General features: G+C 68.2%; 19 protein-coding genes and 1 tRNA gene. 12 read left to right on the top strand and 8 right to left on the bottom strand.

What is annotated here, in order from left to right; genetic code table 11:
* Positions 1-94: 94 nt before the first annotated feature.
* On the top strand, positions 95-2,245 hold the full coding sequence (locus ACIP5T_RS04670) for an arylsulfatase (protein ID WP_400860950.1): 2,151 nt from the start codon (positions 95-97) through the stop codon (positions 2,243-2,245).
* Between the two features lie 134 nt (positions 2,246-2,379).
* On the opposite strand, the gene ACIP5T_RS04665 is transcribed toward ACIP5T_RS04670, so the two are convergent.
* Positions 2,380-3,360, bottom strand: coding sequence for an aldo/keto reductase (locus ACIP5T_RS04665; protein WP_400860947.1), 981 nt, complete (start codon positions 3,358-3,360; stop codon positions 2,380-2,382).
* Positions 3,361-3,487: 127 nt separating this feature from the next.
* Between ACIP5T_RS04665 and ACIP5T_RS04660 the strand changes: the two genes are divergently transcribed.
* Positions 3,488-4,360, top strand: a complete 873-nt coding sequence (locus ACIP5T_RS04660; RefSeq protein WP_400860946.1) for a helix-turn-helix transcriptional regulator — start codon at positions 3,488-3,490, stop codon at positions 4,358-4,360.
* A gap of 111 nt (positions 4,361-4,471) precedes the next feature.
* Here the strand turns inward: ACIP5T_RS04660 and ACIP5T_RS04655 are convergent.
* Both ACIP5T_RS04655 and ACIP5T_RS04650 read right to left on the bottom strand, forming a co-directional pair.
* A tRNA-Arg gene (locus ACIP5T_RS04655) sits at positions 4,472-4,544 on the bottom strand.
* A gap of 16 nt (positions 4,545-4,560) precedes the next feature.
* Positions 4,561-5,370, bottom strand: coding sequence for an SGNH/GDSL hydrolase family protein (locus ACIP5T_RS04650; protein WP_400860944.1), 810 nt, complete (start codon positions 5,368-5,370; stop codon positions 4,561-4,563).
* Positions 5,371-5,440: 70 nt separating this feature from the next.
* Between ACIP5T_RS04650 and argS the strand changes: the two genes are divergently transcribed.
* The gene (gene argS, locus ACIP5T_RS04645; protein WP_400860942.1) at positions 5,441-7,105 is read left to right on the top strand and encodes an arginine--tRNA ligase; all 1,665 of its coding nucleotides are present in this window, start codon (positions 5,441-5,443) and stop codon (positions 7,103-7,105) included.
* 39 nt (positions 7,106-7,144) lie between these two features.
* Positions 7,145-8,005, top strand: coding sequence for a DUF2993 domain-containing protein (locus ACIP5T_RS04640; protein ID WP_400860941.1), 861 nt, complete (start codon positions 7,145-7,147; stop codon positions 8,003-8,005).
* A 3-nt stretch (positions 8,006-8,008) separates the two neighbouring features.
* Here ACIP5T_RS04640 and ACIP5T_RS04635 read toward each other — a convergent pair whose 3' ends face one another.
* Positions 8,009-9,064, bottom strand: a complete 1,056-nt coding sequence (locus tag ACIP5T_RS04635) for a YihY/virulence factor BrkB family protein (protein ID WP_400860939.1) — start codon at positions 9,062-9,064, stop codon at positions 8,009-8,011.
* Positions 9,065-9,214: 150 nt separating this feature from the next.
* On the opposite strand from ACIP5T_RS04635, the gene lysA reads away from it, so the two are divergent.
* The 5 genes from lysA (at position 9,215) to prfA (ending at position 16,186) form a co-directional block, all read left to right on the top strand.
* Positions 9,215-10,624 (top strand): diaminopimelate decarboxylase, encoded by a 1,410-nt coding sequence (gene lysA, locus ACIP5T_RS04630; protein WP_400860937.1) that lies wholly within the window; start codon positions 9,215-9,217, stop codon positions 10,622-10,624.
* Between the two features lie 66 nt (positions 10,625-10,690).
* Positions 10,691-11,998, top strand: coding sequence for a homoserine dehydrogenase (locus ACIP5T_RS04625; RefSeq protein ID WP_400860935.1), 1,308 nt, complete (start codon positions 10,691-10,693; stop codon positions 11,996-11,998).
* A gap of 2 nt (positions 11,999-12,000) precedes the next feature.
* Positions 12,001-12,930, top strand: a complete 930-nt coding sequence (gene thrB / locus ACIP5T_RS04620) for a homoserine kinase (RefSeq protein WP_400860934.1) — start codon at positions 12,001-12,003, stop codon at positions 12,928-12,930.
* A gap of 197 nt (positions 12,931-13,127) precedes the next feature.
* Positions 13,128-15,095 (top strand): transcription termination factor Rho, encoded by a 1,968-nt coding sequence (gene rho / locus ACIP5T_RS04615; RefSeq protein ID WP_400860932.1) that lies wholly within the window; start codon positions 13,128-13,130, stop codon positions 15,093-15,095.
* A gap of 11 nt (positions 15,096-15,106) precedes the next feature.
* Positions 15,107-16,186 carry a peptide chain release factor 1 gene (gene prfA / locus ACIP5T_RS04610; RefSeq protein ID WP_400860930.1) on the top strand — a complete coding sequence of 360 codons (1,080 nt, stop codon included), beginning with the start codon at positions 15,107-15,109 and terminating at the stop codon, positions 16,184-16,186.
* A 34-nt stretch (positions 16,187-16,220) separates the two neighbouring features.
* Here the strand turns inward: prfA and ACIP5T_RS04605 are convergent, their stop codons facing one another.
* Together ACIP5T_RS04605 and ACIP5T_RS04600 are read right to left on the bottom strand one after the other, a co-directional pair.
* The gene (locus ACIP5T_RS04605) at positions 16,221-16,874 is read right to left on the bottom strand and encodes a response regulator (protein ID WP_400860929.1); all 654 of its coding nucleotides are present in this window, start codon (positions 16,872-16,874) and stop codon (positions 16,221-16,223) included.
* Entirely contained in the window at positions 16,871-18,520 is a 1,650-nt protein-coding gene (locus ACIP5T_RS04600; protein ID WP_400860928.1) for an ATP-binding protein, read from the bottom strand. The genes ACIP5T_RS04605 and ACIP5T_RS04600 overlap by 4 nt, the downstream gene beginning before the upstream one ends.
* 157 nt (positions 18,521-18,677) lie before the next feature.
* On the opposite strand from ACIP5T_RS04600, the gene ACIP5T_RS04595 reads away from it, so the two are divergent.
* Positions 18,678-20,222: a CitMHS family transporter gene (locus ACIP5T_RS04595; protein ID WP_400860926.1), complete on the top strand. Its 1,545-nt coding sequence runs from the start codon at positions 18,678-18,680 to the stop codon at positions 20,220-20,222.
* An 18-nt stretch (positions 20,223-20,240) separates the two neighbouring features.
* Positions 20,241-20,642 carry a hypothetical protein gene (locus tag ACIP5T_RS04590; RefSeq protein ID WP_400860924.1) on the top strand — a complete coding sequence of 134 codons (402 nt, stop codon included), beginning with the start codon at positions 20,241-20,243 and terminating at the stop codon, positions 20,640-20,642.
* A gap of 28 nt (positions 20,643-20,670) precedes the next feature.
* Here ACIP5T_RS04590 and epsC read toward each other — a convergent pair whose 3' ends face one another.
* Positions 20,671-21,240, bottom strand: a complete 570-nt coding sequence (gene epsC / locus ACIP5T_RS04585; protein WP_400860922.1) for a serine O-acetyltransferase EpsC — start codon at positions 21,238-21,240, stop codon at positions 20,671-20,673.
* Between the two features lie 8 nt (positions 21,241-21,248).
* Positions 21,249-22,187, bottom strand: a complete 939-nt coding sequence (cysK, locus tag ACIP5T_RS04580; RefSeq protein ID WP_400860920.1) for a cysteine synthase A — start codon at positions 22,185-22,187, stop codon at positions 21,249-21,251.
* A 100-nt stretch (positions 22,188-22,287) separates the two neighbouring features.
* Here cysK and prmC point away from each other — a divergent pair, with 100 nt between their 5' ends.
* Complete coding sequence (prmC, locus tag ACIP5T_RS04575; protein WP_400860918.1) at positions 22,288-23,148, top strand: peptide chain release factor N(5)-glutamine methyltransferase; 861 nt, start codon at positions 22,288-22,290, stop codon at positions 23,146-23,148.
* Positions 23,149-23,155: the final 7 nt, after the last annotated feature.

The raw sequence follows: 23,155 nt of genomic DNA, 5'->3' as shown, positions 1-23,155 counted from the left end.
AAGCGTCCGCCGAAGACAGCGCCGAACGTGCTGCTCGTGCTGCTCGACGACGTCGGCTTCGGGGCCTCCAGCGCCTTCGGGGGGGCCGGTGCCGATGCCGACCGCCGAACGTCTCGCCGCGGGAGGTCTGCGGTACAGCAGGTTCCACACCACGGCCATCTGCTCACCCACCCGGGCCGCGATGCTCTCGGGGCGCAACCATCATCAGGTCGGTATGGGGCAGATCACCGAGACCGCGACACCCTCGCCCGGATACCGCTCGACGCGTCCGAATTCGTGCGTGCCACTGCCCGAGATCCTGCGACAGGCCGGGTACAACACCGCGCAGTTCGGCAAATGCCACGAGGTTCCCGTGTGGGAATCCGGGCCGACGGGGCCCTTCGACCACTGGCCCGCCTTCAGCGGGTTCGAGAAGTTCTACGGATTCATCGGGGGTGAGACGAACCAGTGGACGCCCGCGCTCATCGATGGCGTGAGCTTCGTCGAGGCCCCCGACGATCCCGACTATCACCTCATGCCCGACCTCGCCGATCGGACCATCGACTACATCAACCAGCAGAAGGCGCTCACACCCGACAAGCCGTTCTTCGTCTACTTCGCGCCGGGAGCGACGCATGCGCCGCACCACGTGCCGAAGGAGTGGATCGCCAAGCACAAGGGAAAGTACGACCAGGGGTGGGACGCGCTGCGCGCTGAGACCTTCGAGCGGCAGAAGGCACTGGGCGTGATCCCCGAGGACGCAGTGCTCACTGAGCGCAGCGAGGGCATCCCCTCGTGGGACGAGGTGCCTGAGGAGCGACGCCCGATCCTCGCGCATCAGATGGAGGTCTACGGAGCCTTCCTCGAGTACGCCGACCATCACACCGGGCGTGTGATCGATGCGCTCGAACAGCTCGAGCTGCTCGACGACACCCTCGTCCTGTTCATCATCGGCGACAACGGCGCGTCTGCGGAGGGCGGCCTCGAGGGGGCATTCATCCTCTCCACGGCCGCCAACGGAGGATCGGAATACGAGACGGTCGAGTTCTGGCAGGAGAACCTCGACAAAGTGGGCGGTCCTGAGGCCTACAACCACTACGCGGTCGGCTGGGCCCACGCCATGTGCACCCCGTACCAATGGACCAAGCAGGTGGCGAGCCACTACGGCGGAACACGCAACGGCACCATCGTGCACTGGCCGGGACGCATCGCCGCCAAGGGGGAGGTGCGCGACCAGTGGCATCACGTCATCGATGTCGCCCCGACGATCCTCGAGCTCGCGGGCCTCGCTCAACCGCACACGGTCAATGGCGTGACCCAGGTCCCGATGCACGGCACCTCCTTCGCCTACTCGTTCGACGACGCCTCGGCGGCGGAGCGCCATCACACGCAATACTTCGAGATCATGGGCAACCGGGGGATCTACAACCGCGGTTGGACGGCCCAGACCCGCCACCGCACGCCGTGGGACGTCGTGAGCGCAGCACCGGACTTCTCGGAGGACGTGTGGGAGCTGTACGACACGACGGTCGACTGGACGCAGTCGAACGACCTGTCGAAGGAGCATCCCGAGAAGCTCGCTGAGCTGCAGCAGCTGTTCCTGATCGAGGCGACGCGCTACAACGTCATCCCGCTCGATGATCGCGCGGCGCAGCGCATGAACCCCGAGTTCGCCGGCAGGCCGACGATCGTGCAGGGAGAGACGCTGCGGCTGTACCCGGGGATGACGCGGCTCAACGAGAACGTCGCGATCAATGTCAAGAACCGGTCATGGTCGGCCACCGCCGAGATCGTCGTCCCGGACGACGGAGCCCTCGACGGTGCGATCCTCGCGCAGGGCGGTCGCACCGGAGGATGGTCACTGTTCGGTGAGGGCGGCAAGGTCGGCTTCCACTACAACTACTGCGGGCTGCTCCGCAGCACGGCGCTCTCGGCAGATCCTCTGACCCCTGGCACACATCAGGTGCGCTCCGAGTTCGCGTACGCCGGCGGCGGCATCGGTCGAGGCGGGACGGTCACCCTCTTCGTCGACGGTGATCCCGTCGGCACCGCGGAGGTCGTCCGCACGCACCCGATGTACTTCTCGTTCGACGAGGGGCTCGACGTCGGACAGGACACGGGGATGCCCGCATACGAGGGATATGCGACAAAGGGAGGTGTGTTCTCCGGCACGATCCATTGGGCACAGATCGACCTCGGACTCGACGACCACAACCACCTGGTCGACCCGGAAGCGTGGCTCGAGGCGGCCATGCGGCACCAGTAGAGCAGGACCCGCCGACGGCACGCGCCGGAGAGTCGAAAGACGGACGACCCATCAGGATGGTCCCTCTTCACGTGACCGGCAGCAACGCGAGGTAACTCTGCGAGGCCAGCCTGTCGTTCAGGTGAGAGGCCCGGTCACTTGTCGATGGAGACCATATTGGCTTCGTCGTGCCGTTCTCCGGACGCGGGTTCGAGTGCCGTCAGCCGGTCGGCCTGGTCGGCAGTGAGCACGATGGCATCTGCGGCGGTGTTCTCCTCCACGCGCGCGATGCGGCGCGTTCCCGGGATGGGGGCGATGTCGTCGCCGCGGGTGAGGATCCATGCCAGCGCGGTCTGCGCGGGCGTAGCGCCGATCTCGGCGCCGATGGAGCGGACCTCGTCGACGAGACGGAGGTTGCGTGTGAAGTTCTCACCCACGAACCGCGGATTGGTCTTGCGCCAATCGTCGTCGGGGATCTCCGCCGCAGAACGGATCTGGCCCGTGAGAAGGCCGTGGCCCAATGGCGAGTAGGGGACGAACCCGATGCCGAGCTCGCGGAGCATGGGAAGGATCTCTGCCTCCACGTCGCGGGTCCACAGCGAGTACTCGGTCTGGAGCGCCGCGACCGGCTGCACGGCGTGGGCGCGGCGGATGGTCTGCGCCGACGCTTCAGACAGTCCGAAGTGCAGCACCTTGCCCTCGGTGATGAGGTCGGCGACCGCGCCTGCGGTGTCTTCGATGGGCGTGTTCGGGTCGACCCTGTGCTGGTAGTAGAGGTCGATGTGGTCGGTCCTCAGACGACGGAGGGAGCCTTCGACGGCTGCCTTCACGTTAGCCGGGTTGCTGTCGATCGCTCCGGGCCCACCGCCGGAGTGCGAGACGAGGCCGAACTTGGTGGCGATCTTCACCTGGTCCCGGCGACCCTCGATCGCCTGTCCGACGATCTCCTCGCTGAGGTAGGGACCGTAGATCTCGGCCGTGTCGATGTGGGTGACCCCCAGGTCGAGGGCGCGGTGGATGGTGCGGATGGACTCGCCGTCGTCGAGACGGCCACCGGTCGTGTAGGTGCCGGCCATGGTCATGGCGCCGAGGCCGATGCGGGAGACCTCGAGGGCTCCGAGATGTGCGTTCTTCATGTCATGTCCTTCTGTCGCCGACTGATGATCCGAGTCAACGCTCTTTCGTCGGCGTCAGCGTGGCCCTACCTATGGGTGCCCCGACAGGGCCCCTCACGATCGCAGGCACCGGCGTAGTTTCGATGTCATGGACACTCATGCCGCCATCAGCGACTTCCTCACCACGAGGCGCGCGAAGCTCACTCCGGAGCAGGTGGGGCTGCCGGACTTCGGCGGCCGCCGCCGCGTCCCCGGGCTGCGTCGCGAAGAGGTCGCCCTCGTCGCCGGGATGAGCTCGGAGTACTACAAGCGTCTCGAGCGCGGGAACGCGGCGGGGGTGTCGGAGTCGGTCATCGACGGGGTCAGTCGAGCGCTTCAGCTCGATGAGGCCGAGCACGCGCATCTGCATGACCTGATCCGGGCGGCCAACGCGGGCGCGCATCCGCAGCAGCGACGGCGCCCTGTCCGCACGACGCAGCTCACCTCCGGAATACGTCAGACCATCGACGCGATGTCCACCGTCCCGGTGTATGTGCAGAACGGCCGGCTCGACGCCATCGCCACGAACGCGCTCGGTCGTGCGGTCTTCTCCGAGATGCTCGACCACGCGCGCCCGCCCGCGAACGCGGCACGCTTCGTCTTCCTCGACGCGCGCGCCCAGACCTTCTACCCCCACTGGGAAGGACAGACTCGACAGATCGTCGCCCTGCTCAGAGCCGAAGCAGGGCGATCGCCGTACGACCGGCAGCTCACCGACCTCATCGGCGAGCTGTCCACCCGCAGCGATCTCTTCCGGAAGCTGTGGGGAGCGCACGACGTCCGCGAGCACCGCACCGGGCTCAAGATCGTCCACCACCCGGTGGTGGGCGACCTGGAGCTCACATTCCAGGCGATGGACCTCGCCTCGGACCGCGGACTCCAGATGATCGTCTTTTCGGCCGAACCCGGATCCGCCACCCACGAGCGCCTGCAGCTGCTCGCCAATCTGGCCGAGACGACAGCCGAAAACGTGATTCGTTGACGATCTCGAAGCAGTCCCGTCGTCGCCTTCGCGGGGAGCGTGAGGGATCCGAGAACAGGGGGCAACGAGAAAGGCCGCCTGAAATCAGGCGGCCTTTGGCGTTGTGGTGTGTGCCCCCGACAGGAGTCGAACCTGCGACCTACGGTACCGGAAACCGGCGCTCTATCCACTGAGCTACGGAGGCGTACCGATCGACAATATCACTGCTCGGGAGTGGTCTCCGACCCACCCGCTTCGGTCACCGGCGCGTCGCCCAGTTCACCGAGCGCCGCGGCCAGCTTCTCGGCGAGGTAACGGTGGCCGTCGGTCGACGGATGCTTGCGGCCGATCTCGACATCGATGACCGACAGATAGTTCTGGTCGGTGATCCAGTCCTGCGCGACGGGGGAGATGTACCACCAGCTGCGGGCCGCGGCCAGTTCGCTGAGATCGGCGTCGATGCGAGCGGTCTCGGCTCCCACAGGCAGCTCATGCGGCGCCGGGCCCAGAATGACGATCGTCGCCTCCGGGTACTTCGCCGACATCGCGTCCCAGGCGGCGGTGACGGCTTCTCTGTACCCTGTCTCACCCTGAGCCCGGTCGTTGATCGACCCCTGCAGGATGATCAGGTCGGGAGTGAGCGTGGGATCCAGGGCGGCGATGCGCTCGCCGAAAGCGGGGCCGTCGAGGCCGGGCTTGAGGTAGCCGCTGCCCCGGACGCCCTCGACGATCGTCTCGCCGCCGATCAGGTCGGCGAGCCGATACGCATAGCCGAGGGTCGGGTCGGTCGCAGCCGAGCCGTAGGTCCAGGAATCGCCGAACACGAGAACAGTCGGATGCTCGGGAAGAAGCAGCGGAACCGGCGCGATCGCGACGGCGTCGCCGGTCGACGCGGCCGCGCCGACGGGCGCTGAGGACGGCACCGGAACCCATGGGCGCCAGATGCCGAGGACGACCGCGGCGAGCGCCAAGATCACTGCGACAGCGAGGCCTGCGACCGGCAGACGACGGCGGGCGGAGGCGGCCTTCATGGCATGACTGTAGATCACGATCCCGCCGTCGCAAATTCCTACGCGTGACGCGCCGTAAACTGGGAGGCCTATGAACCCTGAAACGCTCGCCACAGCCCTCCTCGCCGTCCTCGCACCGATCGCCGAGGAACGACGTCCTGGCGAGCCGCTCGGGCTCACCGCAGCCGACATCGTCTTCGAGCGCCCTCGCAGCCGTGACCACGGCGACTGGGCCTCGAACATCGCCATGCGCCTGGCGAAGCCGTTCGGCACGAACCCGCGTGAACTCGCGCAGCAGATCGCCGACGGACTCGCGCAGGTCGATGGTGTGCAGACCGCGGAGGTCGCGGGCCCGGGCTTCATCAACATCCGCCTCGACGCGGCTGCCGCCGGCGCCCTGGCGAAGCTGATCGTCGATGCCGGCGCGGAGTACGGACACAACGATTCACGCGCGGACGAGTCGATCAACCTCGAGTTCGTGTCTGCGAACCCCACCGGTCCCATCCACCTCGGAGGCACCCGGTGGGCAGCCGTCGGCGACTCGCTGGCCCGCATGCTCAAGTCCCAGGGCGCACAGGTCACCCGCGAGTACTACTTCAACGATCACGGGGGGCAGATCGATCGCTTCGCGCGCAGCCTGGTCGCCGCGCACCTGGGAGAGCCGACCCCCGAAGACGGGTACGGCGGTGGATACATCCTCGACATCGCGAAGCGTGTCGAACTCGCGTACGACGGCGACCTCTCGACGCTGTCACCGGAAGACCTGCAGGAGGCCTTCCGCGCGAATGGCGTGAACCTGATGTTCGACGAGATCAAGGCGAGCCTGCATGAGTTCGGCGTCGACTTCGACGTCTACTTCCACGAGAACGACCTGCACGAGTCGGGGGCGGTCGAGCGCGCCATCTCTCGGTTGCAGGAGCTCGGTCACATGTTCGAGGCCGACGGCGCTCTGTGGCTGCGCACGACGGAGTTCGGCGACGACAAGGATCGGGTGGTGGTGAAGTCCGACGGTCAGCCCGCGTACATCTCCGGCGACCTGGCGTACTACCTGAACAAGCGGGAACGCGGCTTCAACCGGTGCATCATCATGCTGGGCGCCGATCACCACGGATACGTGCAGCGTCTCATGGCGATGTGCGCGGCATTCGGCGATGAGCCGAACGTCAACCTGCAGATCCTCATCGGGCAGATGGTCAACCTGGTGCGCGACGGCCAGCCGATGCGCATGTCGAAGCGTGCGGGAACTGTGGTGACGCTCGAAGACCTCGTCGAGATCGTCGGCGTGGATGCGGCGCGCTACGCACTGACTCGGAGCTCGACCGACTCCAACCTCGACATCGATCTCGACGTGCTGCAGAAGCGCACGAACGACAACCCGGTGTTCTACGTCCAGTACGCGCATGCCCGCACGCACAACGTCGCGCGCAACGCCGCCGACTCCGGGGTGGACCGCTCGGAATTCGCCCCCGAGACGCTCACGCACGAGACCGAGAGCGCGCTGCTCGGCGCTCTGCAGGAATTCCCTCGCATCGTGGCGTTCGCCGCTGAGGTTCGCGAGCCGCATCGTGTGGCGCGTTACCTCGAAGAGCTCGCCGGCCTGTACCACCGCTGGTACGACAACTGCCGCGTGATCCCTCAGGGCGACGACCCGATCGAGACCGTGCACCGCACGCGCCTCTGGCTCAACGACGCCGCAGGTCAGGTCTTCCGCAACGGGCTCGACCTGCTCGGTGTGTCTGCGCCAGAGCGGATGTGACTCCTGCTGCCGTCCGGCGCCGTAGGGCAGGATGGCAGCATGAGCGACGACAACCACACCCTTCCTTACCCCGCTGCGGATTCCGAGCATCCGACGCTCGTGATCCCCGGGGGAAAGGACGGTGCTGCTGTCGACGGTGCCGCGCCACCGGCACGCACGCGCAAGCGCTGGCCGTGGGTACTGCTGATCGTCGTCGTGGTTCTGGCCGCTCTTGTCGTCGCGGCCGAGCTCATCGCGCGCGCGGTCCTGCCTGGCATCGTGCGGGGGATCGTGGTCGAGCAGCTCGATCTGCCCGCTGACCAGCAGCTCGACGTCGAGGCCGACGGCATCCTGCTGCCCCAGCTGATCGGCGGAACGCTCGACAGCCTGCACCTCTCGACCGACTCCGTGACCCTGGAAGGGATCACAGGTGCCGTCGACGTCACCGCCACGGGTGTCCCGCTGCGCGGCGGCGACCTGCGCGGCGCATCGGGCACGATTCGCATCGACGAGTCGCAGTTCACCGATCTGCTGTCGAACACCGATCTGCCGATCGACACGGTCACCCTCGATGCGCCGAACGCGACGGTCGCAGGCTCCGTGAGCGTACTGGGCATCGCGATCCCGATCTCCCTCACGGTGACTCCTGGCGTCGCGGAGGGAGACCTCGAACTCACCCCCGTCGGGCTGACGATCGGCGGACTCGAGGTCGACGCGGATCAGGTCGGCTCGACCCTCGGCGCCCTGGGAGACCGGCTCACCGAGACGCAGCGCATCTGCATCGCCGATCAGCTGCCCGCCGGCATCACACTCACCGGCCTCGAGATCGATGGAGCGGAGGCTGTGATCGACGTCGACGTCGACGGGGCCATCGCGACCGACGAGAGCCTGCTCGAGAAGGGCACCTGCCCTCAGGGCTGACGCTCAGTCGTCGTCGGAGCCGAGGCGGGCCTCCCGCTCGGCCTTCTGCGCCGCGCGGAGCTCCGACGTCGCGAGCGCGACCTCGGCCTCAGCGCGCTGTACCCGTCGCTGCGGGAAGGTCGTCGCACCGAACCGAGCATGCACGCGGTCCTTGCGCTCCTCTTCCGACGTGACGATGTAGGCGCAGGAGATCAGGATGACCTGGGTCGACAGGTTGAGCCAGATCAGAAGCGCCAGCAGCGTGGCGAAGGAGGCGAGCAGCGGATTGCTCGTCGCACCGCCGATGAACAGCCCGGACAGCTCCTGCAGCACGAGCAGGCCGACGCCGCCGATCAGCGCGCCGATCCAGAGGGAGCGCGCCGCTGGGCGGAGACCGGAGAGCAAGCGGAACACGCCCGCGATGAGCACGGTGTCGAGCGCGAGCACGACGATCAGCGAGACGATCCGGATGCTCCATGACGCGACGGCTGATTCCTCGGAGAAGCCGAGCAAACCGCTGAGCCAGGTGATTCCGAGTCGGCCGGCAAAGGTGACGGCCGCCGCGGCGACGAACAGCACGGCGACGCCGGCCGCGAGCAGCAGGTTGCGGAGCATGACCCAGATGAACAGCACGTCTGCGTGCGCGGTTCCGGCGAGGACGCGCACCGCTGTGCGCAGAGACCCCACCGCACCGAGCGCCGACCCGATCAGAGCGATCGTCGACACCGCGCCGGCGATCGACAGTGAGATCGGCTCCTTGAGGTCGTCGGGATTCACCACGCCGTCCTCGCCGATGAGGCCCGGCACCACGGACTGCACGGCGGAGATGATCGCATCCCAGACATCGGGGTTGCCGGCGAGCCACAGTGCGGCGATCGAGAAGCCCAGGAGAACAGCGGCGAACACACTGAACAGTGCACGGTAGGTCACGCTGTCGGCGAGCATCGGACCCCGACGCTCGGAGTACAGAAGGAAGGCCCGCACCGGACGACGTGTCAGGGCCCAGCGGATCGCCGCAGTGCTGACGCGCGCGATCGGGCCGGGGCGTCGGGCATCGGGTGCTGCGGATTCGGTGCTCATCTGCACCACCTTACGAGGCGGCAGGATGTGTCCGCAGGGGGTTGACGCCGAGCGTCACCATGACTGATGCGGCATGCCTGGTGCCCTAGAATCGGGGGCAACCTCGCAGTGCGCGTATCCGCCCGAGACCCGTCCCACGATTGGTGTTCCTTGCTTTCCCCTGCCGATTCGCTCGCCCCGGAATGGCTCGTCGTGCCCGACGACGTGAATGATCTCCCCTCCGCCGTCTGGCCGGCCTCCGCGGTGCGCGGCGACGACGGAGCGTTGCAGATCGCCGGCATCTCCGCCACCGCTCTCGCTGAGACATACGGCACGCCGCTGCTGGTGATCGACGAGGACGAGGTGCGTTCCCGCGCCCGCTCCTTCCGCTCGGCTTTCGATGCCGCTGCGGCCGACCACGGCACGACCGCACAGGTGTACTACGCGGGCAAGGCGCTGCTGACCACGACGATCGCGCGCTGGGTGATCGACGAAGGACTCCGCATCGACGTGTGCACCGGGGGAGAGCTCGAGGTCGCGCTCGCGGCAGGCGTCTCCCCGGCATCCCTGGGCTTCCACGGGAACAACAAATCGGTCGCCGAACTCGAGCGCGCCGTGGAGGTGGGCATCGGCACGATCATCGTCGACAGCGCGATCGAGATCGAGCGTCTGGCGGCGATCACCGCCAGGACCGGCACTGTGCAGCGCGTGCTCGTGCGGGTCATCAGCGGAGTGCACGCCGAGACCCACGATTTTCTCGCAACTGCTCACGAAGACCAGAAGTTCGGCTTCCCGCTGCCCGAAGCCGAACAGGCCGTCGCGCGCATCCGTGAGATCCCCGGTCTCGACTTCGCCGGACTCCACTGCCACATCGGATCTCAGATCTTCGGTGTCGCAGGCTTCCGCGAATCGGCGTCGCGCGTGCTGGAACTGCACGCCGCACTGCTCGACGGCGGGCCCGTCCCTCAGCTCAACCTCGGCGGAGGGTTCGGCATCGCGTACACGAGCGTCGACGACCCCACTCCGATCGAGACGCTCGCGGGTGAGATCGTCGCGGCGGTCGCCGAGGGCTGTGCTGCTCGCGGGATCGCCGTGCCCGCCCTGTCGTTCGAACCCGGCAGAGCGATCGTCGGCACAGCCGGCGTGACGCTGTACGAGGTCGGAACCACCAAGGACGTCGCTCTCGACACCGGAGCCACTCGGCGGTACATCAGCGTCGACGGCGGCATGAGCGACAACGCCAGGACTGCCCTGTACGAAGCACAGTTCTCAGCCCGCCTCGCCTCACGGTTCGGCACGGGCGCGCCTCAGCTGAGCCGAGTGGTCGGCAAGCACTGCGAGTCCGGCGACATCGTCGTCGACCATGAGTACCTCCCCGCTGATGTGTCTCCCGGTGACCTGCTGGCTGTCCCCTCGACCGGCGCCTACTGCGCCCCGCTCGCGAGCAACTACAACCATGTCCCTCGCCCTCCGATCGTCGCCGTGCGCGACGGCCGGTCTGCGATCATCGTCCGCGGTGAGACCATCGCCGACGTCCTGTCACGCGATGTCGGTGTCGAGGCGCCTGAGAACCACGGGTGATCCGCGCGACGAACGACGCGATCGCCGACGAAGCATGACTGAACAACCCTCCTAAGGAGAGATGCAATGACGACTGAGTACCGACGACTTCGGGTGGCGCTCCTCGGCGCCGGAGCGGTCGGCTCCCAGGTGGCCGCACTCCTGCTGCGACACGGTGACGAACTCGCCGACCGTGCGGGTGCCACGCTGGAGCTGGCCGGTATCGCCGTGCGCAACCTCGACGCGCCGCGCGAGACGGATCTGCCCAAGGAGCTGTTCACGACGGATGCCGAGTCGCTGATCCTCGGCTCGGACATCGTGATCGAGCTGATCGGCGGCATCGAGCCTGCACGCACGAGCATCCTGCAGGCGATCGGCTCCGGTGCCGATGTGGTGACGGCCAACAAGGCGCTGCTCGCGACCCATGGTCCCGAGCTCTTCGAGGCGGCCGACCGCGTGGGCGCCTCCGTCTACTACGAAGCGGCCGCTGCGGGCGCGATCCCGATCATCCGCCCACTGCGCGACTCGCTCGCCGGTGACCGCGTGGTGCGCATCATGGGGATCGTGAACGGCACGACCAACTACATCCTCGATCGCATGGACACCGAGGGCGCCGACTTCGCCGACGTGCTCGCCGACGCGCAGCGCCTCGGTTATGCCGAAGCAGATCCGACTGCCGACATCGAGGGTTTCGACGCCGCGCAGAAGGCCGCGATCCTCGCGAGCCTCGCCTTCCACACGGCTGTTCCGCTGGACGCCGTCTACCGCGAGGGCATCACGACGATCACGGCGTCGATGATCGACGAGGCGCGAGCCGCCGGCTTCGTGATCAAGCTCCTCGCCGTGTGCGAGCGCATCGAGGCGAACGGCACCGAGTCGATCTCGGTCCGCGTCTACCCGGCACTCGTCCCCACGTCGCACCCCCTCGCCTCCGTGCACGGCGCCAACAACGCCGTCTTCGTCGAGGCTGAGGCGGCAGGCTCGCTGATGTTCTACGGCGCAGGGGCTGGCGGCGTGCAGACGGCATCCGCGGTGCTCGGAGATGTCGTGTCCGCCGCTCGCCGGCATATCGCCGGCGGCGTCGGCGTGGGGGAGTCCACCAGGGCCAACCTCCCCGTGGTGCCGATCGGTCACGTCACGACCCGATACCAGATCACTCTCGAGGTCGCGGACGCTCCGGGCGTTCTCGCGACCGTCGCAGGCATCCTGAGCGACGGAGCGGTGTCCGTCGCCACCGTCGTGCAGACCGTCGAAGGCGAGGGCGAGCCGACCGCTCGTCTCGTCATCGGCACGCACCGGGCCACGGATGCCGCGCTCAGCGCCACGGTCGATGCGCTCGCCGGCAGCTCTGTCGTCGAGCGGGTCGTCTCGGTGCTCCGCGTGGAAGGCGAGTGACGATGCCGGTGGGGCGCACGGTCGAGGTGACGGTTCCCGCGACCAGCGCCAACCTCGGGCCCGGTTTCGACACCCTCGGACTCGCGCTCAGCGTCTACGACACGCTCCTGGTGACGGAGCTCGCGGCAGGCGCGCTCGAGATCGAGGTCTCCGGGTCCGGCGCGGAGGAGATCCCGCGCGATGACTCGAATCTCATCGTCCGCACGATCGCGCATGTCTACGCGGACGTCGAACGACCCCTTCCGGGGCTGCGCATCGTCGCCGAGAACGGCGTACCGCACGGTCGTGGACTCGGATCCTCCGGTGCGGCGGTGGCTGCAGGCATCCTCGCTGCCAAGGGACTGCTCGAGGGCGATGTGGAGATCAGCGACGCAGACATGCTGCGCCTCGCCACCGAGATCGAGGGACACCCCGACAACGTGGCGCCCGCGCTGTTCGGCGGGCTGACGATCGCCTGGGTCGGTGAGCGAGGACCCCAGCACAAGAAGCTGCTGGTGCACCGCGGCGTCTCCCCGCTCGTGCTCGTGCCGTCTTACACGATGTCGACGTCGAAGGCGCGGTCTCTGCAGCCGCCGCATGTGTCGACCGCCGATGCCGTCTTCAACGTCTCGCGCTCGGCCCTGCTCATCGCTGCACTCATGCAGAGCCCCGAGCTGCTTCTCGATGCGACGGCCGATCGTCTGCACCAGGACTATCGAGCCGAGGCGATGCCCGAGACTCAGCGACTGGTTCAGGCTCTTCGCGCGGCAGGCTTCGCCGCGGTGGTGTCCGGTGCCGGCCCCAGCGTGCTGGTCCTCGCTGACGGCCCCGGAAGCCGACAGGACGCCGTGGAACTCGCCGAATCGACGACCGACACCCCGTGGGACGCGCTGCTGCTCGCGGTCGACGTGCGTGGTGGTACAGTGGGGAATCGAGCGGAGGGCTCCACGTAACTGCGTGAATCTGGCCCCATTGCAACTCTGCAAGACCCGCACGCAAACCCCTGTGGCACTGCTCTCACCGAGAATTCTGTTCTTTCCGAGAACCCAGTGCAGAGGCTGGCTGACGCCGAGCGTCAGTCCGTGCGATCGCGCGCAGCACCCGTTGTGCGCGTGCCGCTCATGTCCCCGAGACCAAAGAGGGAGTACTCGTGGAGAATTTCTCCGAGACCCAGAACGACCAGGCGGCACCTGCCGCCGAGGCTGTGGCGAAGGCCGCAAGCTCCGACGCCGCGACCACTGCCGCGACCGAGGTGGCACCGGCCCGCAAGCGCGCTCCGCGCCGCGCGAGCACCGCGACCGCCGCCGCGAAGGCCGAGAAGGCCGCCGCATCCGCAGACAGCGCACCGGCTGCCGAGGCCCCCGCAGCAGAGGCCCCCGCCGCTGACGCCGCCCCCAAGGCCAAGGCCCCTCGCCGCAGTCGTGCGAAGAAGACCGACGCCGACAACGCCGAGGCCTCCGCAGCAGCCGCCGAGGCTCCTGCGACGTCCGCTCCTGCTTCCGCCGAATCCGCCGAGGCTCCCGCGGCCAAGACCGCAGAGGGCAACGCCTCCGCCGACGCGGGGTCCGCAGACGCAGGTTCCGCAGACGAGCCGAAGAAGACCACCGGTCGCGGACGCCGCACCGCCAAGAAGCCCGCGGCCGACACCGAGGCTCCGGCCGCCGAGAAGCCCGCCGAGTCCGCCCCGGCAGACTCCGCTCCTGCCGCCGATTCCTCCTCCGACTCCGCTGACGGCGGCGACGAGCAGGGCGGCCGCAACCGCAACCGCAACCGCAGCCGCAACCGCGGTCGCGGTCAGAACGGCACCGGACAGGGCGGCGAGCAGCAGCAGCAGCAGCCGCAGAGCGCGCCCGCCGAGGACGAGGGCGGCAACGGCCGCAACCGTCAGCGCAACAAGCGCCGCGGCGGTGTGCCGACCGATGAGTTCGACACCGAGATCGGCGAGGACGACGTCCTGGTGCCGATCGCCGGAATCCTCGACGTGCTCGACAACTACGCCTTCGTGCGCACGACCGGCTACCTCGCCGGCCCGAGCGACGTCTACGTCTCACTCGGACAGGTCAAGAAGTACAACCTGCGCAAGGGCGACGCGATCGTCGGCTCGATCAAGCAGCCCCGCGAAGGCGAGCAGCAGGGCCGTCAGAAGTACAACGCTCTCGTGAAGGTCGACTCGATCAACGGCCTGTCGATCGACGACGCCGCGACCCGCGTGGAGTTCGGGAAGCTCACCCCTCTCTACCCGCAGGAGCGTCTGCGCCTCGAGACGGTTCCCGAGAAGCTGACCCAGCGCATCATCGACCTCGTCGCTCCGATCGGCAAGGGACAGCGCGGCCTCATCGTCGCACCGCCCAAGGCCGGCAAGACGATCGTCCTGCAGCAGATCGCGAATGCGATCGCGCAGAACAACCCCGAGGTCCACCTCATGGTCGTGCTCGTCGACGAGCGCCCCGAAGAGGTCACCGACATGGAGCGCACGGTCAAGGGCGAGGTCATCGCCTCGACGTTCGATCGTCCGGCAGAAGACCACACCACGGTCGCCGAGCTGGCCATCGAGCGCGCCAAGCGTCTCGTCGAGCTGGGCCGCGACGTCGTCGTCCTGCTCGACTCGATCACCCGCCTCGGCCGTGCGTACAACCTCGCGGCTCCGGCATCCGGTCGCGTGCTCTCGGGCGGTGTCGACGCTTCGGCGCTGTACCCGCCCAAGCGCTTCTTCGGTGCTGCGCGCAACATCGAGAACGGCGGATCCCTCACGATCCTCGCCACGGCTCTCGTCGAGACCGGCTCCAAGATGGATGAGGTCATCTTCGAGGAGTTCAAGGGCACCGGCAACAGCGAGCTGCGCCTGTCGCGTCAGCTCGCCGACAAGCGAATCTTCCCGGCAGTCGACGTGAACGCGTCGAGCACGCGCCGCGAAGAGATGCTGCTCTCGGCCGATGAGGTCAAGATCACGTGGAAGCTGCGCCGAGCCCTCGCCGGACTCGACCAGCAGCAGGCGCTCGAGGTCGTCCTGGGCAAGCTCAAGGAGACCCACTCGAACGTCGAGTTCCTCGTGCAGATGCAGAAGGCGATTCCGACGCTGCCTTCGGGTCCGCACGGACACGACAGCAACATCCGCTGAGCGGAGCCGGAGTGTTCGAGTCCGTCCAGACTCTGATCGACGAGCATCGCCGGGTGCAGGAGGAACTCTCCGACCCGGCGGTGCACGCCGATGCTGCGCGGGCGAAGCGTGTGAACCGCCGCTACGCCGAGCTGTCGAGGATCGTCGCCGCCTACGAGGCGTGGGTGGCGGCGTCAGACGACCTCGACGCCGCGCGCGAGCTCGCCCGTGAGGACGAGGCGTTCGCCGCAGAGGTCCCGTCACTCGAAGAGGGCGTCGAGGCGGCGCAGGAGAGGCTTCGACGGCTGCTCATCCCGCGGGATCCCGATGACGCGCGCGACGTGATCATGGAGATCAAGGCGGGGGAGGGCGGTGCCGAGTCGGCGCTGTTCGCCGCAGACCTGCTGCGCATGTACATCCAGTACGCGGCCTCGAAGGGCTGGAAGACCGAGCTCCTCGAGCGCAACGAATCCGACCTCGGCGGCTACAAGGACGTGCAGGTCGCGATCAAGGGCTCGTCCACAGACCCCGCTCAGGGCGTCTGGGCCCATCTCAAGTACGAGGGCGGCGTGCACCGCGTGCAGCGTGTGCCCGCGACCGAGTCCCAGGGGCGCATCCACACCTCGACCACCGGAGTGCTGGTGTTCCCCGAGGTCGATGAGCCCGACGAGATCGCGATCAATCAGAACGATCTCAAGATCGATGTCTTCCGCTCGTCCGGCCCCGGCGGTCAGTCGGTGAACACGACCGACTCTGCCGTGCGCATCACGCACCTGCCGAGCGGCATCGTGGTGTCGATGCAGAACGAGAAGTCGCAGCTGCAGAACCGAGAAGCGGCGATGCGTGTGCTGCGTGCGCGACTGCTGGCGAAGCAGCAGGAGGAGCTGGATGCGGCGGCATCCGATGCGCGCAAGTCGCAGATCCGCGGCATGGACCGCTCCGAGCGCATCCGCACCTACAACTTCCCCGAGAACCGGATTGCCGACCACCGCACGGGTTTCAAGGCGTACAACCTCGATCAGGTGATGGACGGTGCCCTCGAGCCGATCATCGTCAGTGCCATCCAGGCAGACGAAGAGGCTCGACTCGCCGCGGTGGGCTCCGACTCCTGAGCCGATCGCGCGTGTCTCCTGGTCTGTCCTTCGATCAGGTGCGGGCCGCGTACCGGTGCTCGGGTCGTCCGGTCGCACCGTAGCGCAAGCGCACCTCCACGACGGCTCGTGCGGCGAGAGCCGCGAGGTGCCTCTGTGCGGTGGCGCGGGAGATGCCCACGAGCTCCCCGACCTCGGCCGCCGAGGCCTCGCCGTCGCCGAGAGCGGCGAGCACCAGCTGCTCCGTCGCCGAGCGCGAGACCGATACCGGCTCTCCCGCCCCGTGGAGGATCGCGAGAGCGCGATCCGCGTCCTCCTGCCGCAGGGGTCGGTCGCCGGCGAGCAGGTTGCGGTACCGCGCGTAGCGCTCGAGCAGGCCGACCAGCGCGCGACGGTCGAACGGCTTGAGCAGGTATCCGACGGCACCTGATCTGAGCGCTCGGCGCACGGTCGGCGCGTCGTCGGCAGCCGAGATGAGGATCGCGTCGACACTGGCCTCCCGCACCAGGGCGATGCCGTCTCCGTCGGGGAGGAACACATCCGCCAGGAGCAGGTCAGGGCGCGACGAGCGGATGCCGTCCCTCGCCTCGGCGAGCGAGCGCACCGGCTCGAGCGCGGTGAACCCAGGTTGGTCGTCGACGATGCGCTGATGCAGCAGGCCGACGCGGAAGTCGTCGTCGAGGATCAGAACGCGGAGGGGATCGGTCATTGCTTCTCCTGGGTCGTCGGGGGGTCGGACACGGCGCGGCCGATGCGAGCAGCGAAGACAGCGCCGTGCTCCTCGCCCCCCGCGTCGATGATCCAGAGGTCGCCGCCGCGGCGGCGCGCGATGTCTCGAGCCAGGGGAAGACCGAGACCGTGCCCGTGCACGCGATCGGGCTCGTCCTCGCCCGGCGGACGCGGCGCCATCGGATCGACCCCCTCGAGTCCCGCCCCGGAGTCCGCGACCGTGACCACCAGCGCATCGCCGTCTCCCAGCACCGCGACCTCCACCCAGCGAGGAATCCGCTCTCCCGAGACTGCTGCCGTCACCGCGTTGTCGACGAGGTTGCCGAGCACGGCTGCGACGTCCTCCGGCTCTGCCACGCTCCCGATCAGGTGGGTGTCGTCCGCGATGCGCAGCGCGACCCCGCGCTCACCGGCTTCGATGCCCTTGGCGCCGAGGAACGACTGCAGGAATGGGTCGCTGAGCAGGTCGAGCCTGGCGACGGGGAAGCCGACCGAGCCGCGCTCGACGAGCTCGTCGAGAAAGTCCCTGGCGTCGTCGATCCTTGCCGCATCGATGAGTCCGGCGACCACATGCATGCGGTTGGCGAACTCATGACGTTGCACACGCAGGGCAGCGGTCACAGCGCGGACGGTCTCGAGCCGCTCCGTCAACGCGATGAGGTCGGTGCGATCGCGGATGATCAGCACGTCTCCGAGCGGTCGCCCGTCGCGGACGACCGGTCTGGAGTCGAAATACAGCACGCGTCGGTCCACGACGGCGGTCGACGTGGTGCGCCCGCCGGTCGCCGTCTCGACGACGGCCTGCGGCAGCCCGAGGCCCGCCAGCTGCAGTCCGACCGGCGAGTCGAGGCCGAGCATCCGATCGGCCGCGTCGTTGCTGACCCGAACGACTCCGGAGATGTCGACCGCGAGCACACCGTCGTCGACCCCGTTGAGCACTGCTGTCTGGTTCTGCACGAGCGCGACGAGCTCTTCCGGTTGCACACCGAGCGTGAGCCGCTCCCAGCGACGCCGCAGCAGGAGGAACGCGCTGATCGCCAGAGCGACGGCCGCCGCAGCGGTGGCCCCTATCACGGCGAGCAGCGGCGGAAGATCGTCGAAGACTCCGGTGCGCTCGAACCCCACGCTGACCTCGCCGACGGGCACCCCGGCGTCGTCGCGCACCGGAACCTTCGCCCTCGCCGACTCTCCGAGGGTCCCCGTCTGCCAGTCGACGACCTCGTTGCCGGCGAGAACCTCTGCGAACGGTGTGCTGACCATCTCGCCGATGCGGGAGCTGGTGGGGTGGGCGAGACGGATGCCGTCTGCGTCGGCGATCACCACGAACAGCGCGCCGGTGCGCTCGGCGACGCCCGACGCGATGCGCTGCAGGTCTCCGTTCCTGAGCGCCTCGGCATCGGGTTCCTCCTGGGCTGACGAGATGCGTGCGACTTCGGCTCGAACCTGAGGGTCCTCGGCGAGAGTCCTGGCGATGCCGAGTGCGGTCGACTCGGCCTCGGTGCGCAGCTGCTGCACGGCGAGCACGAGGTAGACGCCGGTGCACAGCGCGACCACGAGCGCGACCGTGGCGAGGTGCAGCAGCAGCGTGCGCGTCGCGAATCGAGGTCTCGTGGTCGCCTTCGACACTGTGATCCCTTCGCCCGCACGATCGCGCAATATGCGCAGAACTCACGCTACGCGCACAACGTCCGGGAATGCGGCATACCGCGCTCGCGAGCGTCGGATTGCCTAGTCTCGTCAGGATCCGTCGCAGTCGACGGAGCTTCGACGAAGGAGTCACAGCATGCCCGACGTACTCACCGGCCTGTCAGCGGCCGCAGAAGAGGCGCCGACGTACGACGTCGCGTTCGTTCCGCCGGAGTGGGTGCTCGTGCTCCTCGGATTCACCATGGTGCTGGCCTTCATGACCCTGATCATGACGAAGCGTCTGACTCCCATGGTGGCCTTGATCCTCGTGCCCACCGTGTTCGGACTGTTCGCCGGTGCCGGGCTCGGCATGGGCGACATGATCCTCGATTCGATCGCCACCATGGCGCCGACAGCCGCACTGCTGATGTTCGCGATCATGTTCTTCGGCATCATGATCGACGTCGGTCTCTTCGACCCGCTGATCCGCGTGATCACGCGAGTTCTGGGCGATGACCCCGCAAAGGTCGTGCTGGGCACGGCGATCCTCGCCGGTGCGGTCTCCCTCGACGGCGACGGTTCGACGACGTTCATCATCACGACCTCGGCGATGCTGCCGATCTACCTCCGTCTCGGCATGAGCCCGGTCGTCCTCACCTGCGTCGCCGGCTTGATGAACGGCACGCTGAACATCGTGCCGTGGGGTGGGCCCACCGTGCGCGCCGCGACCGCGCTGGGCCTGCAGCCGACCGACATCTTCGTTCCCATGCTGCCGGCGCTCGGCGTCGGCATCGTCGTGACGCTCGGCTTCGCCTGGATGCTCGGTCTGCAGGAGCGACGTCGCCTCGGACGTCTCGACTCCGAGGCGCTGCTCACGGGCGCAGACGGCGGTGCTCTGTCGACCGTTCCCAAGATCTTCCGCGGTGCCGGCCCGAAGCCCGGCGCCCGTGCGGCGCTTCGCACCGGCAACATCGTCGTCGTCGCGGGCGGGCACGGTCCCGTGGCCGCGGCGAGTGTCGATCCTGCGGACACCGCGATGGCTGACACCATGCTCGACCCGGCACGACCGACCCTGCGGCCGAGGCTCATCTGGTTCAACCTCGCCCTCACGCTCGCCGTGATGGTCCTGCTCGTGCTCGACATCATGCCGCTCCCATACGTCTTCATGGTCGGCGCCGCTGTCGCGCTGCTGGTCAACTTCCGGGGGATCAAGGAGCAGGCGTCCGAGATCGTCGCCCACGCCCCCAGCATCGTCGGAGTGGTGTCGATGGTGATCGCCGCCGGGGTGCTGGTCGGCGTCCTGACCGGCACCGGCATGGTCGACGCGATGGCCACGTGGATCACCGATGTGCTGCCGCCGGCGCTCGGGCCCTTCCTCGCACCCATCACAGGCGTCCTGTCGATCCCGTTCACGTTCTTCATGTCCAACGACGCCTTCTACTTCGGCATCCTGCCGGTGCTCGCTCAGAGTGCTGCGACCTTCGGCATCGACCCTGTCGAGATGGCGCGTGCGTCGATCATCGGTCAGCCGGTGCACCTGCAGAGTCCTCTGGTGCCGGCGATCCTGCTGCTCGTGTCGCTCGCGAGCGTCAACCTCGGCGATCACCACAAGAAGGTGCTCTGGCGTGCGGTGATCGTGTCGCTGGTGATGCTCGCCGTCGGCATCCTGTCCGGAGCCATCCCCTTCTTCGTCGCGCAGTGAGGGCGATATGCTCAGCGCGTGATCACGTTCCTCTTTCGCGCGCTTCTGTACGTCGTGTCCGCCGGGCTCGGCCTCATCGTCGCCGATCTCGTGCTCGACGGCTTCCAGATCCAGTGGGACAAGTGGTGGGGCTTCGTCATCTGCATCCTGATCTTCGCGATCGTGCAGAGCGTGCTCGCTCCCTGGGTCAGCAAGATCGCCGATCGCTATGCGCCCGTGCTGATGGGCGGCATCGGGATCGTGTCGACCCTGATCGCCCTGGTGGTGGTCGTCCTGCTGCCGATCGGCGGTCTGCGCATCGTCGATCTCACCGGCTGGCTGCTGGGCGCAGTGATCGTGTGGCTCGTCACGGCGCTCGGCAGCGTTCTGCTGCCGCTGATCTTCCTGCGCAAGAGGGTCGAGAAGGCACGCGCTCGCTGAGACATGCCGGCCGGCGCCGGGTGCTCTCTCAGATGGAGTAGTCGGGCGCCGTGAGCACGGCCTTGGTGTCTTCGCCGAGGATGCGTGCCCGTGCCTTCGCAGGAACACCGACGAGGATGCTGTCGGCGGGTGCGTCGCGGGTGACCACGGCGTTCGCGCCGACCACCGATCCCTCGCCGATCGTGATCGGTCCGAGGATCTTCGCCCCCGCACCCACGGCGACGCCGTCACCGAGCGTCGGGTGCCGTTTGCCGGAGTCCCTGGTTCGGCCGCCGAGCGTGACGCCGTGATACAGCATCACATCGTCGCCGACCTCGGCGGTCTCGCCGATGACCACGCCCATGCCGTGGTCGATGAAGAATCGGCGTCCGATCCGCGCGCCGGGGTGGATCTCGATGCCCGTCAGCCATCGCGAGACCTGTGACGTCGCGCGTGCCAGCAGGCGGAGCCGCCGGCGCCAGAGCGCGTGCGAGACCCGGTGCGCCCAGATGGCATGCAGTCCGGGATAGAGGAGCGCCACCTCCGCGGCGCTGCGAGCGGCGGGGTCGCGAAGTCGAGCTGCCGCGATGTCCTCGCGCATTCGGCCCATCATGCCCATCGGACGGATCAGGATTCGCGCAGGTGCTCGTACAGGGCGGTCGAGAGGTAGCGCTCACCGAACGAGGGGATGATGACGACGATGGTCTTCCCTGCGGCCTCGGGACGCTGCGCGACCTGCAGAGCGGCCCAGATCGCGGCACCGCTCGACATGCCCACGAGGATGCCCTCTCTGCTCGCCGTCTCGCGTGCGACCCGGATCGCATCGTCGAAGGTGACATCGATGACCTCATCGAGGATGTCTCGGTCGAGGATGGGCGGCACGAAGTTCGGTCCGATGCCCTGGATCTTGTGCGGTCCGGGGTGCCCCTCGGTCAGGATGGGCGAGTCCTTGGGCTCGACGGCGACGATCTGAACGCCGGGAATGCGCTCCTTCAGCACCTGTCCGACGCCGGTGATGGTTCCGCCGGTGCCGATGCCCGCGACGAAGTAGTCGACGGAGCCCTCCGTGTCACGAAGGATCTCCTCGGCCGTCGTCCGGCGGTGGATCGCGGGGTTCGCCTCGTTGGCGAACTGCTTCGCCAGCACGGCACCCGGCGTCCGGGCGGCGATGGCCTCCGCCTCGGCGACCGCGTGCGTCATGCCCTTGGTGGGGTCGGTGAGGACGACCTCGGCGCCGAACGCCTTGAGCAGCATGCGCCGCTCCTTCGACATCGACGCGGGCATCGTGAGGATCACCTTGTAGCCGCGCGCAGCGCCGACCATCGCCAGCGCGATGCCGGTGTTGCCGCTCGTCGCCTCGACGATCGTGCCCCCGGGCTTCAGCTCTCCGGACGCCTCCGCAGCGTCGACGATCGCGATGCCGAGCCGGTCCTTCACGCTCGACGCCGGGTTGTAGAACTCGAGCTTGGCCAGCACTGTGGCGCCGAGGCCCTCGGTGACCCGGTTCAGGCGAACCAGGGGAGTGTTGCCGAAAGCGGTGGTGATGTCGGAGTGGATTCCGGGCATGGGGAGAGCCTTCCTGTGCGGGGGGACTGCGCGCTCCAGCCTATGCGAGGGCCCTGGAGGGGTGGGCAATATGACACCTGCCGCGCTCTACGCTTGATCCATGCCCGATCTCTCCCTCGCCTCCGCCGTGCACGCCGCGGCAAGGCAGCTCGCCGATGCGGGCATCTCGGACCCCCTCGTCGACGCCGAGCTGCTGGCGGGCCACGTCCTCGGAATGCGACGAGGCGAGGTGCAGGCCGGCATCATCCGCGGCGATGCGCTCGATGAGGGGGGCGCAGAGTCTCTGCGAGCGCTGGTCGCCCGCCGCGCCGCGAGAGAGCCTCTGCAGCACATCACCGGGACCGCGCCGTTCCGGCATCTCGAGCTCGCGGTCGGTCCCGGAGTCTTCGTGCCCCGGCCTGAGACGGAGACGGTCGTGCAGTACGCGATCGACGCGCTTCTCGGCTCCCCGCTTCCGGAGCCGATCGGGATCGACCTGGGCACGGGCAGCGGGGCGATCGCTCTCGCCATGGCCACCGAGGTGCCCCACGCGCGCGTCTTCGCCACGGAGCTCTCGCCCGACGCCTATCCGTGGGCGGTGCGGAACACCACGGGTGTGGCGAACCTCACGCTCGTGAACGAAGACCTCGCGCATGCGTTCCCCGAGCTCGACGGCACGGCCTCCGTCGTGATCTCGAACCCCCCGTACGTCCCTGACGCAGCTGTTCCCCGTGACCCCGAGGTGCGGCTCTTCGATCCCTCGATGGCGCTCTACGGGGGAGTGGACGGTCTCGACATCGTGCGCGTGCTCAGCGTGCGCGCTCTCGAGCTGCTGCATCCGGGCGGACTGCTCGTCCTCGAGCACGGAGAGCTCCAGGGCGAGGAGATCCGGAGCATCCTCACTCGCGACGGATGGCGGGCGGCGGCGACGCATCGCGACCTCACCCTGCGAGACAGAGCGACGACTGCTCTGCGCCCGTGACGCGCAG

The organism is Microbacterium sp. NPDC088619, assembly GCF_044752825.1.
Classification (GTDB): domain Bacteria; phylum Actinomycetota; class Actinomycetes; order Actinomycetales; family Microbacteriaceae; genus Microbacterium.
Note: the sequence above shows the minus strand (reverse complement) of the source record. Positions and strands in the feature narration are given on the sequence as shown.

Bases quoted from the DNA above. Each gene is read 5' to 3' on its own strand.
- ACIP5T_RS04670 (WP_400860950.1), top strand. From the start codon at position 95: ATGCCGACCGCCGAACGTCTCGCCGCGGGAGGTCTGCGGTACAGCAGG.
- ACIP5T_RS04650 (WP_400860944.1), bottom strand. From the start codon at position 5,370: ATGAAGGCCGCCTCCGCCCGCCGTCGTCTGCCGGTCGCAGGCCTCGCT.
- cysK (WP_400860920.1), bottom strand. From the start codon at position 22,187: ATGCCCGGAATCCACTCCGACATCACCACCGCTTTCGGCAACACTCCC.
- prmC (WP_400860918.1), top strand. From the start codon at position 22,288: ATGCCCGATCTCTCCCTCGCCTCCGCCGTGCACGCCGCGGCAAGGCAG.
- ACIP5T_RS04640 (WP_400860941.1), top strand. From the start codon at position 7,145: ATGAGCGACGACAACCACACCCTTCCTTACCCCGCTGCGGATTCCGAG.
- ACIP5T_RS04605 (WP_400860929.1), bottom strand. From the start codon at position 16,874: ATGACCGATCCCCTCCGCGTTCTGATCCTCGACGACGACTTCCGCGTC.
- ACIP5T_RS04635 (WP_400860939.1), bottom strand. From the start codon at position 9,064: ATGAGCACCGAATCCGCAGCACCCGATGCCCGACGCCCCGGCCCGATC.
- ACIP5T_RS04595 (WP_400860926.1), top strand. From the start codon at position 18,678: ATGCCCGACGTACTCACCGGCCTGTCAGCGGCCGCAGAAGAGGCGCCG.
- epsC (WP_400860922.1), bottom strand. From the start codon at position 21,240: ATGGGCATGATGGGCCGAATGCGCGAGGACATCGCGGCAGCTCGACTT.
- argS (WP_400860942.1), top strand. From the start codon at position 5,441: ATGAACCCTGAAACGCTCGCCACAGCCCTCCTCGCCGTCCTCGCACCG.
- thrB (WP_400860934.1), top strand. From the start codon at position 12,001: ATGCCGGTGGGGCGCACGGTCGAGGTGACGGTTCCCGCGACCAGCGCC.
- ACIP5T_RS04660 (WP_400860946.1), top strand. From the start codon at position 3,488: ATGGACACTCATGCCGCCATCAGCGACTTCCTCACCACGAGGCGCGCG.
- ACIP5T_RS04665 (WP_400860947.1), bottom strand. From the start codon at position 3,360: ATGAAGAACGCACATCTCGGAGCCCTCGAGGTCTCCCGCATCGGCCTC.
- ACIP5T_RS04625 (WP_400860935.1), top strand. From the start codon at position 10,691: ATGACGACTGAGTACCGACGACTTCGGGTGGCGCTCCTCGGCGCCGGA.